We start from the raw sequence: 16824 nt of genomic DNA, 5'->3' as shown, positions 1-16824 counted from the left end.
CCCTCCGCCCCGCCCACGGTCATGACGCGACGCCCGCGGTCAGCCCCGTCAGGTCGGCGAGGAGTTCGGAGACGGTCACCGTGTCCAGACCGGCGAAGGTCATCGGGTACGTGCGCAGCGGGTGATGGTCGGCTGGGCGGTCGTCGAGCCATATCGTTTCGAGGATCTGGTCCGGGAACATGTCGACGGCTCCGACCGCGATGCCGGTGTCCAGCGCGATCACCAGATACACGTCGTCGGCGAGCCGCTTGGAGATCCACCGCTCCACCCCGGCGTCCTGCGGCGCACCCCGTTCCCAGCCGCGCCGCTCGAGTCCGAGTACCTTGCCCGTGGGTACCTTCAGCCCCTCGAACCGGGTCAGCCGGTGGCCGTCGCCCTCTTCGCCGCTCAGCCGGAACACCGCACGCCCCAACTGCGCGAACGGCTGCAGGGTCCCGAGCTCCGCGAACCCCTCGGACCAGTCGCCGAGCCGCTCACCCAGCGCCAGCGGGTGCGCGATCCGTACCGACGCCCCGTCGGGCAGTACGAAAGGATCGCCCGCCACATCGGCGAAGGTACGGTCCCCTGTCACCCGGAACGCGGTCGTCGCACCGTCGGTCCCGCACAGCCAGACCAGCCCGCCCACCAGGTGCTGGAGGAGCGGGTGCTGAAGGAGGAGTTCGCGGAACTCCGCCGGTGTCCAGGAGCGCTGCCCGACCATCGCCGCCTCCAGGCGCCGTATCTGGTCGGAGGCGACCGTGCGCACGTCCTTCTTCAGTGCCATGAACCGCTTGCGTTCCGCCGGGGCCAGCTCCGCGTCGTCCCGCGCACCGGGCACCGGCAGGTCCTTGCGGCGCTTGCCGTCACTGTCCAGTACATACGGGCGCAGCTGCTCGTCGAAGCCGACGGTGAAGCGGCGGGCGCCGTAGTCGACGACCGTCGTCCCCCTGGCGTCGAGCCCGAAGTCGGGCACCAGTCGGTCGGAGAGCTGTTCACCGGTGAGCCCGAGCACGGCCGCCACCTCGGTGATCCTCTCCTGCGCCCGGACCTTCAGCGCCTTGAACCTCACCCGCTGCGCGATGCCGTGCAGATGCAGCAGTGCCACATCCGTGCCGATGGCGGCGAGCACGTCGAGGCCCTCCACCGCACGGTGATGGGCGCCCTCGCCGGGCCAGGCGCGGATGACCGGAGTGAGCCGGCGCACCGTCCCGTCGTCACCGAGCAACCCGAGCGCGTGCAGGGCCCAGGACTCCTTGGCGGGCAGTCCGGCCAGCCGCCACCGCTCGAAAAGCGCCCAGGCGAAGGCGGCGAGCGATTCGGGCTCAGCCGTTTCCACCAGGACCGGGACACCCGGATACGTCTCTCCGGGTCCGGACAGCGCGAGCACCATCAGGGCGTGCCGGACCGACTCCTCCGGCAGCGCACCCCCGCCCCTGACCATGATCTGCGGCAGCAGAGCGGGCTCCGCCCATTCGGGTACGACCGGCAGCCGGGCAGGCAGCGACCGCTCCAGCGGATCCCCCGACAGCAGCTCGTCGATCACATCTGCCGCCCCGGTGCCGTACCCGGCGGCGGCGGCGCGGACCGCCGCGTCCCCGTGGACCGCGGCGATCTGCAGCAGTGCCTGCTCGGCGGCGCGGCGGGCGGCACCCGGCCCGCCCACCGCATCCGGCACCAGGAGCGCGGCCGCGGTGGCGCCGTGCCGGGCGAACCAGGAACGTGCCGTCGCCGCTGTCGACTTGAGCCGCGTCGACCAGTCGGCCATGTGCCGTGCGACGGTGACATCCACGAACGGCAGGAGCAGCGGGGCGATGGAACCCGGGTGGTGGGGCGCGGCGCGGAGCAGCACGGGCAGCGCGTCGAGTCCGAAGCGGGCCGCTACCGGCTTCAGCGTCTCCTCGGCCTCCCACAGGTCGTCAGGGGCCCACTTGCCGAGCCAGGGCCGGACCGTCTCCTCCGGGCCGTGCAGGAACATCCAGGCGGGCTGGAGATCGGTCAGGGTCTCCGTCGCCACGTACGACGCGGCCTCCCTCTCCCAGTGTTCGGCGTCGAGGGGCATGCGCTCGCGCTCCCGGTTGTACCAGGTGCGGCACGCCGCCCACTTCTCCTTCTCGCCCGGCAGCCACGAAACGGCGGGCGCCCCTTCGGCCGTCAGCTCCTCCACCACGGTGGCCGCGGTGGACCTGCGCGGGCGGGACCACGGCGGGGAGACCAACAGCTCGGGGAGTGACTCCGCGGGCGCGTCGGCGACCCGGCCGACCGGGTCGAGCAGCGGTTCGACGACTGCGGTCAGGCCGGCGTCGAGCGCCGGCAGTGCCCTCCTCACCAGGTCCCGATGGGCACCGATGTGCCCCGTCAGCAGCAGCCGTGTCGCCTCGGCGGGCCCGGGTGCCGAACCGTCCCGCACGGCCTCGGCGAGCAGCCGCAGCGCGCGGACCGGATAGCGATGGGTCGCCTTGAGCAGCGCGGCTCCGACGTGCTTCGCGTCCGCATGGGCGAGGAGCAGGCGGAAGGCCTCGTCGGAGGGGAGCTCGACCAGGGCGTTCGCGACGCGCTGCAGATGGTCGGTGCGGTACCGGTCGCTCAACTCGAGTCCCAGCAGCGGTGCGACCGCTGTTCCGATGCCCTCGGCGACCGTGGAGATCAGGGCGGCCGACCAGCCGAAGCCCCCCTCGGGGAAGAAGCCGGCCTGCTCGGGGGCGTTGAGCGAACAGAACACCATGGAGCGCAGGGTGTGGTCGCCCTCGGCGACCACCTGCGCGTCCGCACAGAGCTCGGCCACCCACTCCTGCTCGCTCGGCGCCAGATACGACACGACGATGCTGCGTACGAGATCGTCACGGCAGCGGGCGAGCGCGGCGACCGTCGTCCGGTACGTCCCCTCGTCGGCGCCGGCGAGCAGCGCGCGGACCCGGTCGGCCGCCGGGCGGCGCGCCGCCGACCAATAACCGTTGCGGCGGTCCGACCGTGTCTCCAGCCACGTGTCGTACCGGCGCGTGCCCTCCTGGGTCCAGTGCGCCTCGACCACGAAGAGCTCCACGACCGCGCGGGCGGCGAACGGGAGCCCGTACGTGTGGACCCAGCTGTCGGCCCACGCCGCGTGCGTCAGTGGATGAAGGCCGATCGCCGCGGCGAGGACCGCCGCACCGGCGGGATCGGGGCTGCCCGCCAGATGTGCCCGGGCGGATTCGACGAGCCGGACGTCACTGCGCGGATCCGTCAGGAAGTCGGCGATCCACTCGCGCTCCTGGGAGATGCGGCGCTCCACCGTGTCCAGCGCCTCCTGCGAGGCCTTGCCCGCCGTCCGGCGCACACCCCCGCGCCGCGGATGGAGTTGACGCCGCCATGCCTCCGGCAGTTCGAAGGTGTCCTCGTCCGGCAGGGCGTCCGCGGGGCCGGACGACGCGGACCCCGCGGCGCACGGACCCGCGGACGCCGGAACTGCCGGTGCGGCTTCCGCGCCCACCTCGCGGTAGCCCTTCCGCTCCTTCTCCACGACCGTCCGGCGGACCTGCTCCTGCGCGGCCTCCACCGACGCGTACTCCTTGCTCTGCGTGCGGCCCCCGCCGCCGACCCGTCCGTACCGCACCGTCACCACGGCGCCGTCGGCCCCGGTCTCCCAGAACTTCGACGCACTGCCCTCGACGTACTCCCAGCGCCGCACCGGACCGCCCCCTCCACACCCGCACAGCCCGCTTCCGGCGGGCTTCTCGATCACTGCTGCCACAGTAGATCCCGCCACTGACAACGCAGCGTGACGATCCGTCGGAAGGGGCCGACCGGCGTCCGTCCGCCGCACCGTGCCACCGCGCCGTCCCGGACGTTCCGTGGCCGGGCATGCCGGAGGGCCGGGGCGCCCTCACGACGCCCCGGCCCTCCGCCCCCCGTCCGCCCCTTTTCCGTCGTCCCGGACGCCGGTGCTCAGCCGGCGGGCACCGCGTGCGGTCCACCGGCCGCCGCCCAGGACGGCGTCACCCCCATCACCTGGCAGACCATCAGGAAGAGCGGAATGGGCGGAGTGTAGGGGGCGCGGCTGTCGGGCGCGTGGATGAGCCGCGGCCGGACCGCGGGTACGCTCGCCCCCCTGGCGTAGGTGACCTGCGGGGGCCAGTCCAGATCGAGGTCCGAGCAGGCCGGGACGATCCACCACCAGCGGTCGGCGTCCGCGAAGACACAGCCGGTGCGCGGCAGATGGGACATCAGCCGGAAGCCGTGTGCGGCAGGCACCCCCACCGCGTCGCAGCCGAGGCTCGCGGAGAGCGTGGGAGGCAACGGCAGTTGTACTAGGCCGTCACCGGCGCCGGGCAGCCGCTGCTCACGGGAGCGGCGCGCGCCGATCAGCTGGGACATCGCGTTCTTCAACATGGCCGCTCCGAGCCGTGCGGGAGTTCCGCCCAGACGATGCGGCCGGAACCGTCCCCCGCGTCGCGGGAACCCCAGGCGCTGCTCATCGTGTCGACGAGCAGCAGACCGCGTCCGTGCTCGTCGTCGGCGGTACGGCACAGCTTCGGACCGCCGGGCTGGTGTCCTTGGTCCTGCACGGCTATCCGAAGCCGTCTTTCGAGGCAGCGCAGCTCGCACACGACGCGAGCGCTCGCGGTGTGCACCACCGCGTTGGTGACCAGTTCCGAGACGATCAGGACCGCGGCGTCGTGTGCCTCCGCGTCCAGCCGCCACTCGTCCAGCCGATTGCGTGTCAGCCGCCGGGCGCCGGCCACCGACTCCGGATGCGCGGGCAGCGCGAAGCAGTAACGGAGCGCTTCCGTCCCGGGGCTGAGGTCGGTGAGCCGGGGGATGAGCGCACTGCCAGGTGCCACGACCGATTCCTCACAGTGGGGGATTCGTCACGCTTCGCATCTCCGGGGGTGAGAGCGGGCATGACTACGTGAACTTGTTCACTCGCCAACTCTCCCCCTGTCGCGAACACTTGGCAAGGGGCACTCTGAAATTTCCAGAGTGGTTGTGTCCTTGACGGCATACGCATGGCACACTGCTCGCACGTAGCGCATCGGGAGGTCTGAAGTGAGCGAACCGCGGTCCGCCCCGACCGTGGGTCAGGTCGTTCTCGGCAAGCGCCTGCAGGATCTGCGGGAGCGCGTCGGCCTGAGCCGCGACCAGGCCGCCAAGGTGCTCCGGGTCGCTCCTGCGACGATACGCAGGATGGAGACCGCCGAGGTCGCACTCAAGATCCCCTATGTGCACATGCTCCTGAAGGCGTACGGGGTCGGCGACGGGGAGGCCGACTCCTTCGTCGAGCTCGCCGAGGAGGCCAACAAGCCGGGCTGGTGGCAGAGGTTCCACGACGTCCTGCCCGACTGGTTCAGCATGTACGTCAGCCTGGAGGGTGCCGCGAGCCTCCTGCGCATGTACGAACCGCACTTCGTCCCCGGGCTCCTGCAGACCGAGGACTACGCCCGTTCGGTGATGCGTACCGGTGCCATCGGTCAGACCCGGCCCGAGGACATCGAGCGTCATGTGGCGCTGCGGATGGAGCGCCAGTCGCTGCTGACACGTCCGGACGCCCCCCGGCTGTGGGTGGTGATGGACGAGACGGTCCTGCGCCGCCCCGTCGGCAGTGCCGACGCCATGCGTGAGCAGATCGACCGGCTGCTGGAATCGACCGAGATGCCCAACGTGACACTGCAGATAGCGGAGTTCACGACCGGCCACCACCCGGGCACCTACGGCCCGTTCGTCCTCTTCCGGTTCGCGGTCCCCGAACTGCCCGACATGGTGTTCAGCGAGTACCTGACCGGTGCCGTCTACTTCGACGCGCGCCCCGAGGTGGCCTCCTACCTCGAAGTCATGGACCGCATGGCGGCTCAGGCCGCAACTGCACAACGCACGAAGGAAATCCTCCGGGACTTCCGCAAGGAGCTGTGATCGATGGACCCCATATACAACGGCATGCCTGCCGCTGAACTCGGCTCCGAGGGCTGGTACAAGCCGTGGAGCGGCGGGAACGGCGGCAACTGTGTCGAGACCATGAAGCTTGCCGACGGCAGAGTCGCCGTACGCCAGTCCGCGGACCCCGACGGCCCCGCCCTGATCTACACGCCTCGCGAGATGGCCGCGTTCATCCAGGGAGCCAAGGCCGGCCAGGCGGACTTCCTGCTCACCGGGAACTGAAGCACCGGGCGCCCGTCCCAGCCACACTCTGTCCTTCCGCCGATCCACGGACCAAGGAGCGAGCCATGACCGGGCACGAGCCCCAGCCCACCGAGATCGACACCTGCAAGCCGCATCCTGCCCGGATGTACGACTGGTTCCTCGGCGGCAAGGACAACTACCCGGTCGACGAGCAGATGGCCCGGCAGCTCCTGGACCTCGACGCGCGGGGGCGCGACATGGCCCGGGTCAACCGGGCGTTCATGCACCGTGCCACCCGGTGGCTCGCCGAGAACGGCATCCGGCAGTTCCTCGACATCGGCACCGGGATTCCCACCGAGCCCAACCTCCACCAGGTCGCCCAGCAGACGGCGCCCGACGCGCGCATCGTCTACTGCGACAACGACCCGATCGTCCTCGCGCACGCGGCCGCTCTGCTGCGCTCCACCCCCGAGGGCGCCACCGAGTACATCCAGGCCGATGCCCGGGAGCCGGAGGCCATCCTCGAACAGGCAGGCAAGGTACTCGACTTCGACAGGCCGATCGCTCTCTCCCTGCTGGCCCTGCTGCACTTCCTGGACGACGAGGACGGCGCGGCCGGCCTCGTCGACCGACTGGTGGAGCAGCTCCCCTCGGGCAGTTATCTGGTGCTCTCGCACACCACCGGGGACTTCGACCCCGAGGGCGCGGCGCAGGCGGCCGCCATGTACCGGGCCCGCGGAATGACGCTGCGTCCCCGCTCGCGCGCCGAACTCGGCGCGTTCTTCGGCGGACTCGAACTCGTCGAACCGGGCGTCTCGCTCTCCGCGCATTGGCATCCGGAGCTCGGCGAGGTCATCGACGTCACGGGCGACGAGCCGATCCCCGGCTACGCGGGCGTGGCCCGCAAGCCCTGACCCGGCCGACGCGGTGGCTCCGCCGAGCCGCGTCCGCCGAGCGCCGCGCCGTAGTCGTGCCGGTCACCCGCCGTCGACGTACCGGACGACCCGACCAGCGGCAGCGACGCGCCCTCCGCCGACGACGGCCGGTGCCAGGTGGCGCGCGGGGCGACGGACACCGCGTCCCGTTCGAGCGTGACCGTGCGCTCGCCGGCGTCCTCACGAAGCGCGATCTCCGGTAACCGGCTCCCCGTCCGTACCGGGCTCACCCTCGCCGGGCACCGGCGCAGGCTGACCCCGAGGCACCGGCCTCCCCGCAGCACGTCACAATGGACACATGTCCCGACGCAGCACCCACCCCCGGCGCTCCGCCGCCGCGAGCACCCCGTCCGCCGGGGCCACCGCGATCACCCAGGCCTCGCCGTGCCCGTGCGGCCTGCCCGCCACCTACGCCGACTGCTGCGGGCGGCTGCACGCCGGGACCGCCGCCGCGCCGACCTGCGAGGCGCTGATGCGTTCGCGGTACACCGCTTTCGTCGTCCAGGACGCGGCGTATCTGCTGCGCACCTGGCACCCGGACACCAGGCCGCCGGTCATCGACTTCGATCCCGGGATGCGCTGGGTGCGCCTGGAAATCCTGGACACGACGGACGGCAGCGCCTTCCACACGACGGGCACGGTCACTTTCCGCGCCCACTACACGGACAGCGGTCGGCCCGGCTCGCTCCACGAGCAGAGCCGCTTCGTCCGGCACGAGGGCGGCTGGGTCTACGCGACCGCGGTCTTCGTCGACTGACGGGCGCCTCACCGTCACCCGGGCCGCGGCACGTGCAGGAATACGGCGGTGTCAGGCCGGAGCCGTCACCCGGGACTCCGCGTCCGGGGCGGCGGGGGACAGTTCCTGCTCCAGGTCCTCCGCCAGCAGCCGCTTGGCGATCACGTCGACCGCCGCCCGCAACCGGCCGTCGTCGGGACGGGCGCCGTCGTGGTCCAGCTGTTCGTTGAGCCACTTCGCCCAGGCGGCGGAGATGGCCCGGGCCTCCCGGCTGCCCGCCTCGGTGTGGGTGAAGAGGTGACCGTCCCCGGTGAGGTACCCCTCCTCGATCATCCGGTCGAAGACCGGCACCAGTACCTCGGGCGGGATCCGGTGCCGGTTCGCGATCAGGTTGAGGCCCGCGTGGCCGAGCATCCGGGTGAACAGTTCGACCTGCATCACCGCCCAGGCCCCCGCCATGTCGAGCCGGGTGTCCGAGGCGGCGACGATCCGCCGGGCCGTATCGGGGCCCGCGCCGCGCAGGATCTTCGCCACCGAGAATTCGAGCAGCTTCTCCGAGTCCCCGGCGCTCGGGGACGCGAACCCCTCACCCATGTCGGTCGAACCGGCCCGCGCGGTGTCCCGCAGTTTCACCTGTTTCAGGAAGAGGGCGACGACGAACCCCAGCAGCGCGACCGGCACCGTCCACAGGAACACGGTGTGGAGTGTGTCCGCGTACGCCTGGGCCAGCGGAGCGGACTGCGAGGCGGGCAGGCTGTGCAGTCCCTCCGGGCTCTGCGCCGCCTTCGACAGCACCGCGGGGTCGCCGCCGGCCCGTGCCGCGGCCGCGACCCCCTCGGTCAGATTCGGCCCCAGCGCGTTGGCGTAGATCGTGCCGAACACCGCCGTACCGAAGGAACTGCCGAGCGTGCGGAAGAACGTCACGCCCGACGTCGCCGTCCCCAGGTCCGCGTAGTCGACCGTGTTCTGCACGGCGATCGTCAGCACCTGCATGGAGAGCCCGATGCCGACGCCGAGCACCAGCATGTACAGCGATTCCAGCCAGACCCCGCTGCCCGGACCCATCCGGGACAGCAGGTACAGCCCGGCCGCCATGATCAGCGAACCGATGATGGGGAAGATCCGGTACCTGCCGGTCTTGCTGACCACGTTGCCGCTGAAGACCGAGGCGACGAGCAGACCGATGACGAGCGGCAGCGTCCGCACACCCGACAGGGTCGCCGAGTTCGCGTCCACGAACTGCAGATACGTGGGCAGGAAGATCATCGCACCGAGCATCGCGAAGCCCACGATGAAGCTGAGGATCGAGCAGACGGTGAAGACCGGGTTCCGGAACAGCCGCATGGGCAGCATGGGTTCCTTCGCGCGGATCTCCACCAGGCAGAAGAGCGCGAGCGCGACGACGCCGCCCGCGAAGAGACCGATGATGACGGGCGACCCCCAGGCGTACTGATTGCCGCCCCAGCTCGTCGCCAGGATCAGGGCGCTCGCACCGGCTGTGACCATGGCGATGCCCAGATAGTCGATGACCGGCCGGCCGGCCGCCTTGACCGCCGGGATCGTCCGGGCGGCCGCGATCACCACCACGATCGCGATCGGCACATTGACGTAGAACGCCCAGCGCCACGAGAGATGGTCGGTGAACAGCCCGCCGAGCAGCGGCCCGACCACCGTGGCCACTCCGAAGACCGCACCGATCGCACCCTGGTACTTGCCGCGCTCACGCAGCGGGATCACATCGGCGATCAGCGCCATCGAGGTGACCATCAGCCCGCCCGCGCCGATGCCCTGCAGCGCTCGCCAGATGATCAGCATCGACATGTTGGTCGCGAGCCCGCACAGGAACGAGCCGGTGATGAAGACGATCGCCGAGACCTGGAAAACGATTTTCCGGCCGAAGAGGTCACCGAACTTGCCGACCAGGACCGTCGCCACCGTCTCGGCGAGCAGATACGCGGTGACCACCCACGACATGTGCGCGGCGCCACCCAGGTCCGCGACGATCGTGGGCAGCGCCGTGCCGACGATCGTCTGGTCCAGGGCGGCCAGCAGGATGCCCAGCACGATCGTGACGAAGACGATGTTCCGGCGACGCGGGTCGAGCACGGGCGGCGCGGCGGCGCTCTGCGTGGCGGGGGCGGTCTCGCTGGCGGTGGTCACGCTTGCACCCTCACATCGGGCCCTGCCTCCCGCATGTGGGGGACGGCCGGACGGGTCAGCGCAGCAGCGCCCGCACCGACGCCTTCATCCGGGCCACGAACGCCTCCCGCACCTCGTCCGGCACCCGGTCCAGCGAGAGGTAGGGATTGAGGTCCTCCAGCTCGACGAGCAGCAGCTCACCGTCGGCCGTCCGGCAGGCGTCGACCCGCTGGATGCCGTGCGCGAGGTCGTTCCATTCCACGAACCGCCGGGCGAACGCGAGGTCCTCCGCGGTCGGTGCGTACGGCTCCAGCACCCAGCGCCGCTCGGGGTGCGGCGCGTACAGGGCGTACTGGAAGTCGCGGTCGACGAAGTAGAAGGACACCTCGTAGCGGAAGTCGATCCTCGGCTGCACGAGCACGGTGCCGTCCGCCTCGGCGGCCACCTCTGCCGCGAGCCCGTCCGGGGCGACGAACCGCAGCCCGACCGAGTCCGCGCCCAGCTTCGGCTTGATCACGTACTCCGGGGCCGCGGGAAGCAGCCCGAGATCGGCCGCCCGGTCCACGGTCGCGATGACCGGGTACCCCGCGGCGGCGAGATCGACCAGATACTGCTTGCCCGCCATGTCCCCGCGTCCGGTCAGCGGGTTGTACACCGGCACCTTCCGCTCGCGTGCTCGGGCGCAGAACGCGTCGTACGCCTCCTGGTAGTGGAGTACCGGTCCGCTGTTACGTACGACGACGGCGTCGAAGCCGTCCAGCAGAGCCGCCGCGTCCCGCGGATGACAGAGCGCGACATCGAAGTCCTCGCGCAGCCGCGAGGTCAGGAAGATGTCCTCGTCGCAGTAGCGCCGCCCGCGCGCCTCGTACGCGAGATCGGTGACGAAGAGGACGGACGGGCGCGGGCCGGCAGGCATGACGTTCCCCCAGGGGGTGTGTGAGAGGACAGCGGATCAATAACCTTGATGGCGTTGTCCGTTCACCACTTTGGAGCGTCATGACCTCTGCCCCGCATGAGACGCACGCGTCGCCACCTCCGGACATTCTCTCGCCCGCGTTCGCCGCCGACCCCTACGGGGCCTACCGGACGATGCGCGAGAGCGCCCCCCTGATCCGCCACGAGGCCACGAACAGCTACATCGTCTCCCGGTACGAGGACATGGAGCGGGTCTTCAAGGACAAGGCGGGAGAGTTCACCACCGACAACTACGACTGGCAGATCGAACCGGTCCACGGCCGGACGATCCTGCAGCTCAGCGGCCGTGAGCACGCGGTGCGCCGGGCCCTGGTCGCCCCTGCCTTCCGCGGCAGTGACCTGCAGGAGAAGTTCCTCCCGGTCATCGAGCGCAACGCGCGCGAACTGATCGACAGCTTCCGGCACGCCGGTGAGGCCGATCTCGTCGGCGCATTCGCCACCCGCTTCCCGGTGCTCGTCATCGCCGACATGCTCGGCCTGGACCGTGCGGACCACGGCCGCTTCCACCGCTGGTACACCACCGTCATCGCCTTCCTCGGCAATCTCGCCGGGGACCCCGAGGTCGCCGCGGCCGGCGAGCGGACCCGCCAGGAGTTCGCCGCGTACATGATCCCGATCATCAGGCAGCGCCGGGACTCGCTCGGCGACGACCTGCTCTCCGGGCTCTGCGCCGCCGAGGTCGACGGCGTCCGGATGAGTGACGAGGACATCAAGGCGTTCTGCAGCCTGCTGCTCGCGGCGGGCGGCGAGACCACCGACAAGGCCATCGCCTCGATCTTCGCCAACCTGCTGGCCCACCCCGAGCAGCTCGCGGCGGTGCGGGCGGACCGCAGCCTCGTCGACCGGGCCTTCGCCGAGACGCTGCGTTACACCCCGCCGGTCCATATGATCATGCGCCAGACGGCGACCGAGGTCACGCTCAGCGGCGGTACGGTCCCGGTCGGCTCCACCGTCACCTGTCTGATCGGCTCCGCCAACCGGGACGAGTCCCGCTACCGCGATCCTGACCGGTTCGACATCTTCCGTACGGACCTGACCAGCACCACCGCGTTCTCGGCCGCCGCCGACCATCTGGCGTTCGCGCTCGGCCGGCACTTCTGTGTCGGGGCGCTGCTGGCCCGGGCGGAGGTGGAGACCGGGGTGAACCAGCTGCTGGACGCGATGCCGGATCTGCGCCTGGCGGACGGCTTCACCCCCACCGAGCAAGGCGTCTTCACCAGGGGTCCGCAGTCGCTCCCGGTCCGCTTCACTCCGGTCACCGCCGGCTGACCCGCGGCGCTCCTCGCCCGCCACGTGCGGGGACGCCCCCTGGGTGCGGCGGATGAGGTGTGGCGTTCTGCACCTGTTCGCCCGCATGGCTGTCCCGTGGCAGGGCGTCGGGACCGCAACAGGCCTGTGCTTCGGGCGTATCCGGCGGGAGCTGCATTCCGCACGGCAGGCGAAATGGGTCAACTTGCCCTAGTTTGAGCAAGAATGATCCGCACAACCCGAGGAGTAGCAGTGAGCAGTGAAGGTGCCAAGGACAAGATCAAGGGCAAGGCCAAGGAAACCATGGGCAAGGTGACCGGCGACCAGCGCAAGCAGGCCGAGGGCCGGACGGACCAGGCCAAGGGCCAGGCCAAGAGTGCCGCTGAGAACGCGCGCGAGAGCGCGAAGGGCGCGAAGGACTCGCTCAAGCACAACCGCTAGCGGACACCGCCCGGGCCTCGTGCCCCCTGGAGCCCTTGCCCGCACGGGCAAGGGCTCGGGCCGTCCGGGACCCCGCTGCCGGCGAGGTGTCGCGTCGCCCGGCGGTGGCATCGGTTTCGAGGTGACGGTCACCGCCGGGCGTCCGTACAGCCGGCACGGGGTGGTGACGCCCCGCTGTCAGCGGATGTGCCGCCCGGAGATCGCCCGCGCGATGACCAGCCGCTGGATCTCGCTGGTGCCTTCGAAAATGGTGTAGATCTTGGCGTCGCGGTACATCCGCTCCACCGGGTGCTCCCTGCTGTATCCGGCGCCGCCCAGGATCTGGACGGCCTTCTCCGTCGCTGCGACGGCCAGTTCACCGGCCCGCAGTTTGGACATGGAGCCCTGGCCGGCGTTGAAGGTCCGGTCGTTGCGGGCCATCCAGGCGGCCTGCCAGATCAGCAGCCGTACGGCTTCGATCTCGGTACGGATGTCGGCGAGGGCGAACGCGATCGACTGGTTCTCGATGACGGGCCGGCCGAAGGCCTGCCGGTCTCCCGCGTACTCCAGCGCGTACTCGTACGCCGCCCGTGCGATGCCCAGTGCCTGCGCGCCGACGGTGGGACGGCTGACCTCGAAGGTCGCCATCGCCGCCTGTCCCTTGGCATCGGCGCCTTCCCGGGCGCGCGCGAGGCGGATGTCCAGCTTCTCCTTTCCGCCGAGCAGGCAGTGGCCTGGCACCCGCACGTCGTCGAGGAAGATGTCCGCTGTGTGCGAGGCGCGCAGTCCCAGCTTCTTGACGGTGCGGCCGGCGGCCAGCCCGCCGGTGCCGGGCGGCACGATGAACGCGGCCTGCCCGCGGGCGCCGAGCGACGGGTCGACCGAGGCGACGACCACGTGGACCTCGGCGATACCGCCGTTGGTGATCCAAGCCTTCTGGCCGGAGAGCACCCACTCGTCGCGGGCCTCGTCGTAGCGGGCCCTGGTCGTCATCGCGGAGACGTCCGACCCGGCCTGCGGTTCGGAGACGCAGAATGCCGCGACCTTCGGATCGTCCGCGTCCCCGTAGCACTGCGGGACCCACTCGGCGAGCTGGTCCGGCGTGCCGGAAGCGAAGATCCCGGCGACGGCGAGGGAGGTGCCGAAGAGCGCCATGCCGATTCCGGCATCGCCCCAGAACAGCTCCTCGTTGGCTATCTGGAGGGAGAGTCCGCTGGGGTCGCCGTACATGTCGGCGAGCGATTCGAAACCGTACAGACCGATTCGGGCCGCTTCCTGGATGACCGGCCAGGGAGTCTCCTCCCGCTCGTCCCATTCGGCGGCCGCGGGGCGGACGACCTGGGCGGCGAAGCCGTGCACCCAGTCCCGCAGGTCCCGCTGTTCCTCGGTGAGCGCGAGAGAGAAGTAACTCATCGGCTCAGGCCTTCGGGATGTCGAAGTAGCGGGTCAGCCCGGAGGCCAGGCCGACATCGCCGGCCACCTTGAGCTTGCGCATCATGAACATGGTCACTGGATTGCCGTTGCCGGAGACGAGTTTGAGGAACTCGGTGTCGCCCATGATCAGCGTCGTGCGCGGTTCGGCCTCGGACCGCCCCTCGCCGACCCGGCAGGCACCGGCGGATATCTCCGTCTCGAAGATCTCGTCGCTCTCGCCGGTGATCTTCCAGCGGATGAGGGCCTGCAGCTGTCCGGCGGCCTCGGGGCGGAACTGCTGCTTCATCCTGCCGAAGACCTCCCGGAGTACACGGGAGCGCAGTTCGCCGTGCATGACCTCGCCGAGCTGTTTGGCGGACAGTCCCTTGACGATACGCGCGAACTCCTCGGGTGACACGGCCGAGAAGTCGAGCCCGGCCAGCTCGTCGACGAGGTCGCCGCTGCTGTTGTCGGCCACACCAGTTCCTTACTCCAGAGTAAACTTACTTTTGAGTAAGGTAAGGGCCGCGCCGTCCCTCCGCAAGGGAGGTGCGCGGCGTGCGAGGTGCGGGGGAGTCACCAGGAGCTGTCGGGGCGCACCGGTAGCTGGGGGTGGTGGGCGGCCAGGACCTTGTTGGCGCGGGCCAGTTCGGACAGGGCCTGTTCGCGGTCCGCCTGGTCCTCCATGCCGAGCCGCGGACCGCGGAACCTGCGGACCTCGCGGGCGGCGCACTCGGCATCGAACTCCGCCTGAAGGATGTGCGCAGGGATGCAGGACCCGATCAGCGCGGCGACGCGATCAGGGATCGGCACAGGGACGAGGAGGTGGGAGGCGGTCATGGGCGGTTCCCTCTCGGAAGATTGACCAGGAGGTGGTGCTGCGCGACCGCGGTGTGAGCGGTCGACTCCTCCTTATGTAACGGGACGCAGTTCCGGGTTTCTCGTTGAGAACGTCTCCGTCTGGCAACCGTTCGGGAGTGACCGGCTTTTTCCCCTTACCCGTAAGTAAGTTGACTCCACGTGAGGTACGTGCTCGGGTCGGAATCCGTACTGCGCCGCTCAGGGCGGAGCGTCGTCGCTGCGGGCGCGCAACTGCATCGCACGCAGCACCGCTTCGGTCGAGAACCGCGACTCGGGGTCGACGAGTTGTTCGCCGAAGATGGTCTCCAGATTGCGCATCCGGTAGCGAACCGTCTGCGGGTGTACGTCGAGCAGCTCTCCCATCTGGGCGGCGGTGCCGCGGGTTTCGAGCCAGATCCGCAGTGTCTCGATCAGCCGCTCGCGCCGGTTGGCGCTGATCTCGGCGATCGGGGCGAGTTCGCGCCGGGCGAGCTGGTCGAGGAGCACCGGGTCGGAGAGGAGCCACAGGGTGATGAGATGGTCTTCGCAGCGGACGACGGGAGCGTCGTCGATGACACCCGTGTCGATGAGTTCGAGGACCCGTCGGGCCCAGCGGATCGAATCGGAGGCGAGGACCGTCGGAACGGTCAGGCCGATGGCTGCGTGAGCACCCGGGAGCGCGTGGTCGAGCATGCGTCTTCGCACCTCGGTGAGCGGTCCCGGGACCAGTAAGTGCGGCTGCGGGTCGGTGAAGTCGGCGAGGACGTCGCGGTCGGCGGCGAGCCGCCCCAGGTCGGCCGATCCGCGCACCGCGACCATCGTCACCTGCTCGGGCAGCGTCCATCCGGTCTGGTCGCACAGCTCGGCGATGGCGGTACGCGGCACCGGCGGACCGGCGAGGATCAGATGGAGCAGCCGACGCCGCAGCGTGTCCGAGTGGTCGCCGGAGGCCGCCCTGACCTCCAGGTAGCCCTCGCGGGAGAGCGCTTCGAGCTCGTCGACGTAGGTGAAGAGCGCGTCGGCGAAGCTCAGCATCATGGTGGGGGAGAGGTTGTAGCGTCGGCCGACCTTCTTGGCGCGCCGCAGCGCGATCCTGGCGCCGAGCCGGTACGCACCCTGCAGCTGGTCCAGGCTCCGTCCCTCGTACGCCTCGAACCGGCCGAACCTGCGGCACATCTCGTCGCGGAGCGCGGAGGGCGCGGCCGGTTCGGCGACCTGGTCCACGAAGACGGAGATGCTCTGTTCCACGCCGACGCGAATGCCCTGCCCGTACGGCCCGTCGAGCAGGCGCGCGTACTCCGGATACGCGCGGGTGACCTCCAGTCCGATCTCCTTGATCAGGCTGGGGAGTTCCGGCCTTACGATCGCGGCGAACTCCTGCGGCAGTGGTCCCAGTGGTTCCCCGATGTCCGAGAGTGGCGCAACGCCCGGCATTCCTGTGCCCCTTGCTCTTCTGTGCAACCGATGGGGGGATGGGCACGTGGGAGAGCGCTCCCACGTGCCGTCAGGTGCATACCAACTTGGCGTGTCGAAGATAGTCCAACCCGGGGCTCGTGGACACAGGCGTGACAGGACGAGATGCAAGGGGCACGTATTGCCGTGCCGGGTGGGGGCCGCTGCCGTGCCGGGTCTGCCGGGGTTCCGGCGGCAGGGCGGCGGGTGCGCAGTCGGGTTCGGCGTGCGGGGACGGGCAATTTCGGAAAAGGAGCGAAATACCTGTGACGCCGTTACCCGTAATGGAATGCGTGAAGCGATCGATAGGGAAGTCGTCATTCGACTGCCGTGGTGCGGCGAAGTCAAGGCCCGGTGCCGGGCGCGGGTCCCGGCGCGCCTGCCGGATCCGGCGTCGCCCGGGGGCAGGGGCTGTGACGTGGGGAGTTGCCGGAGAGGCGGTCGCCGGCCGGTCGAACCGACGGAGACGGGCCGGACCGTCTCGGGGGCGCAACTGCTCACTTCTGGATAAGAATCCAAGGAATCGTACTCGCCCCGGAACAATTTATTGGCCCAGCGGTGCGCTATCGGATTTTCTTCGGCCGGAGTGTTGCGAAG

The 16824-nt window shown here is 70.3% G+C and carries 16 protein-coding genes; 6 read left to right on the top strand and 10 right to left on the bottom strand.

The genetic code is table 11. The annotated features are described in order from the left end of the window. Positions 1-19: 19 nt before the first annotated feature. The 3 genes from ACFVXE_RS00320 to ACFVXE_RS00310 all read right to left on the bottom strand — a co-directional run bounded on the left by ACFVXE_RS00320 (position 20) and on the right by ACFVXE_RS00310 (position 4796). Positions 20-3697, bottom strand: coding sequence for a DUF4132 domain-containing protein (locus ACFVXE_RS00320; protein WP_389667650.1), 3678 nt, complete (start codon positions 3695-3697; stop codon positions 20-22). Between the two features lie 203 nt (positions 3698-3900). Continuing rightward, complete coding sequence (locus ACFVXE_RS00315) at positions 3901-4344, bottom strand: hypothetical protein (protein ID WP_389667649.1); 444 nt, start codon at positions 4342-4344, stop codon at positions 3901-3903. Further along, positions 4338-4796 carry an ATP-binding protein gene (locus ACFVXE_RS00310; RefSeq protein WP_389667648.1) on the bottom strand — a complete coding sequence of 153 codons (459 nt, stop codon included), beginning with the start codon at positions 4794-4796 and terminating at the stop codon, positions 4338-4340. Before ACFVXE_RS00310 ends, ACFVXE_RS00315 begins: the two co-directional genes overlap by 7 nt. Positions 4797-5001: 205 nt before the next feature. On the opposite strand from ACFVXE_RS00310, the gene ACFVXE_RS00305 reads away from it, so the two are divergent. From ACFVXE_RS00305 to ACFVXE_RS00295, 3 genes are all read left to right on the top strand, one after another. Beyond that, the gene (locus ACFVXE_RS00305; protein WP_389667646.1) at positions 5002-5862 is read left to right on the top strand and encodes a helix-turn-helix domain-containing protein; all 861 of its coding nucleotides are present in this window, start codon (positions 5002-5004) and stop codon (positions 5860-5862) included. A gap of 3 nt (positions 5863-5865) precedes the next feature. Further along, positions 5866-6108: a DUF397 domain-containing protein gene (locus tag ACFVXE_RS00300; protein WP_389667644.1), complete on the top strand. Its 243-nt coding sequence runs from the start codon at positions 5866-5868 to the stop codon at positions 6106-6108. Between the two features lie 65 nt (positions 6109-6173). Continuing rightward, on the top strand, positions 6174-6983 hold the full coding sequence (locus ACFVXE_RS00295; RefSeq protein ID WP_389667642.1) for an SAM-dependent methyltransferase: 810 nt from the start codon (positions 6174-6176) through the stop codon (positions 6981-6983). Here ACFVXE_RS00295 and ACFVXE_RS00290 read toward each other — a convergent pair. Continuing rightward, entirely contained in the window at positions 6956-7234 is a 279-nt protein-coding gene (locus ACFVXE_RS00290) for a hypothetical protein (RefSeq protein ID WP_389667640.1), read from the bottom strand. The two genes, ACFVXE_RS00295 and ACFVXE_RS00290, sit on opposite strands and share 28 nt — an antisense overlap. Before the next feature lie 68 nt (positions 7235-7302). Between ACFVXE_RS00290 and ACFVXE_RS00285 the strand changes: the two genes are divergently transcribed. Beyond that, positions 7303-7761, top strand: coding sequence for a YchJ family protein (locus ACFVXE_RS00285; protein WP_389667639.1), 459 nt, complete (start codon positions 7303-7305; stop codon positions 7759-7761). 51 nt (positions 7762-7812) lie between these two features. Here ACFVXE_RS00285 and ACFVXE_RS00280 read toward each other — a convergent pair whose 3' ends face one another. Then, a complete protein-coding gene (locus ACFVXE_RS00280; protein ID WP_389667638.1) occupies positions 7813-9900 on the bottom strand; it encodes an MDR family MFS transporter in 2088 nt (695 codons plus the stop codon). Positions 9901-9955: 55 nt separating this feature from the next. Further along, a complete protein-coding gene (locus tag ACFVXE_RS00275) occupies positions 9956-10795 on the bottom strand; it encodes a hypothetical protein (protein WP_389667637.1) in 840 nt (279 codons plus the stop codon). A gap of 80 nt (positions 10796-10875) precedes the next feature. Between ACFVXE_RS00275 and ACFVXE_RS00270 the strand changes: the two genes are divergently transcribed. Both ACFVXE_RS00270 and ACFVXE_RS00265 read left to right on the top strand, forming a co-directional pair. Next, the gene (locus ACFVXE_RS00270) at positions 10876-12123 is read left to right on the top strand and encodes a cytochrome P450 (protein WP_389667635.1); all 1248 of its coding nucleotides are present in this window, start codon (positions 10876-10878) and stop codon (positions 12121-12123) included. A 204-nt stretch (positions 12124-12327) separates the two neighbouring features. Next, a complete protein-coding gene (locus ACFVXE_RS00265) occupies positions 12328-12543 on the top strand; it encodes a CsbD family protein (protein ID WP_389667633.1) in 216 nt (71 codons plus the stop codon). A gap of 177 nt (positions 12544-12720) precedes the next feature. Here the strand turns inward: ACFVXE_RS00265 and ACFVXE_RS00260 are convergent, their stop codons facing one another. The 4 genes from ACFVXE_RS00260 to ACFVXE_RS00245 form a co-directional block, all read right to left on the bottom strand. Beyond that, positions 12721-13935, bottom strand: coding sequence for an acyl-CoA dehydrogenase family protein (locus ACFVXE_RS00260; RefSeq protein ID WP_389667631.1), 1215 nt, complete (start codon positions 13933-13935; stop codon positions 12721-12723). A 4-nt stretch (positions 13936-13939) separates the two neighbouring features. Beyond that, positions 13940-14413 carry an SCP2 sterol-binding domain-containing protein gene (locus ACFVXE_RS00255; protein ID WP_389667629.1) on the bottom strand — a complete coding sequence of 158 codons (474 nt, stop codon included), beginning with the start codon at positions 14411-14413 and terminating at the stop codon, positions 13940-13942. A gap of 98 nt (positions 14414-14511) precedes the next feature. Then, positions 14512-14775, bottom strand: a complete 264-nt coding sequence (locus ACFVXE_RS00250; RefSeq protein ID WP_389667627.1) for a hypothetical protein — start codon at positions 14773-14775, stop codon at positions 14512-14514. A 219-nt stretch (positions 14776-14994) separates the two neighbouring features. Further along, the gene (locus ACFVXE_RS00245; protein ID WP_389667626.1) at positions 14995-16209 is read right to left on the bottom strand and encodes a helix-turn-helix domain-containing protein; all 1215 of its coding nucleotides are present in this window, start codon (positions 16207-16209) and stop codon (positions 14995-14997) included. Positions 16210-16824 lie beyond the last annotated feature (615 nt).

This window comes from Streptomyces sp. NPDC058231 (assembly GCF_042882275.1).
Taxonomy (GTDB): Bacteria; Actinomycetota; Actinomycetes; order Streptomycetales; family Streptomycetaceae; genus Streptomyces.
The sequence above is the reverse complement of the archived record's forward strand: the minus strand, read 5'-3'. Positions and strand labels throughout refer to the sequence as shown.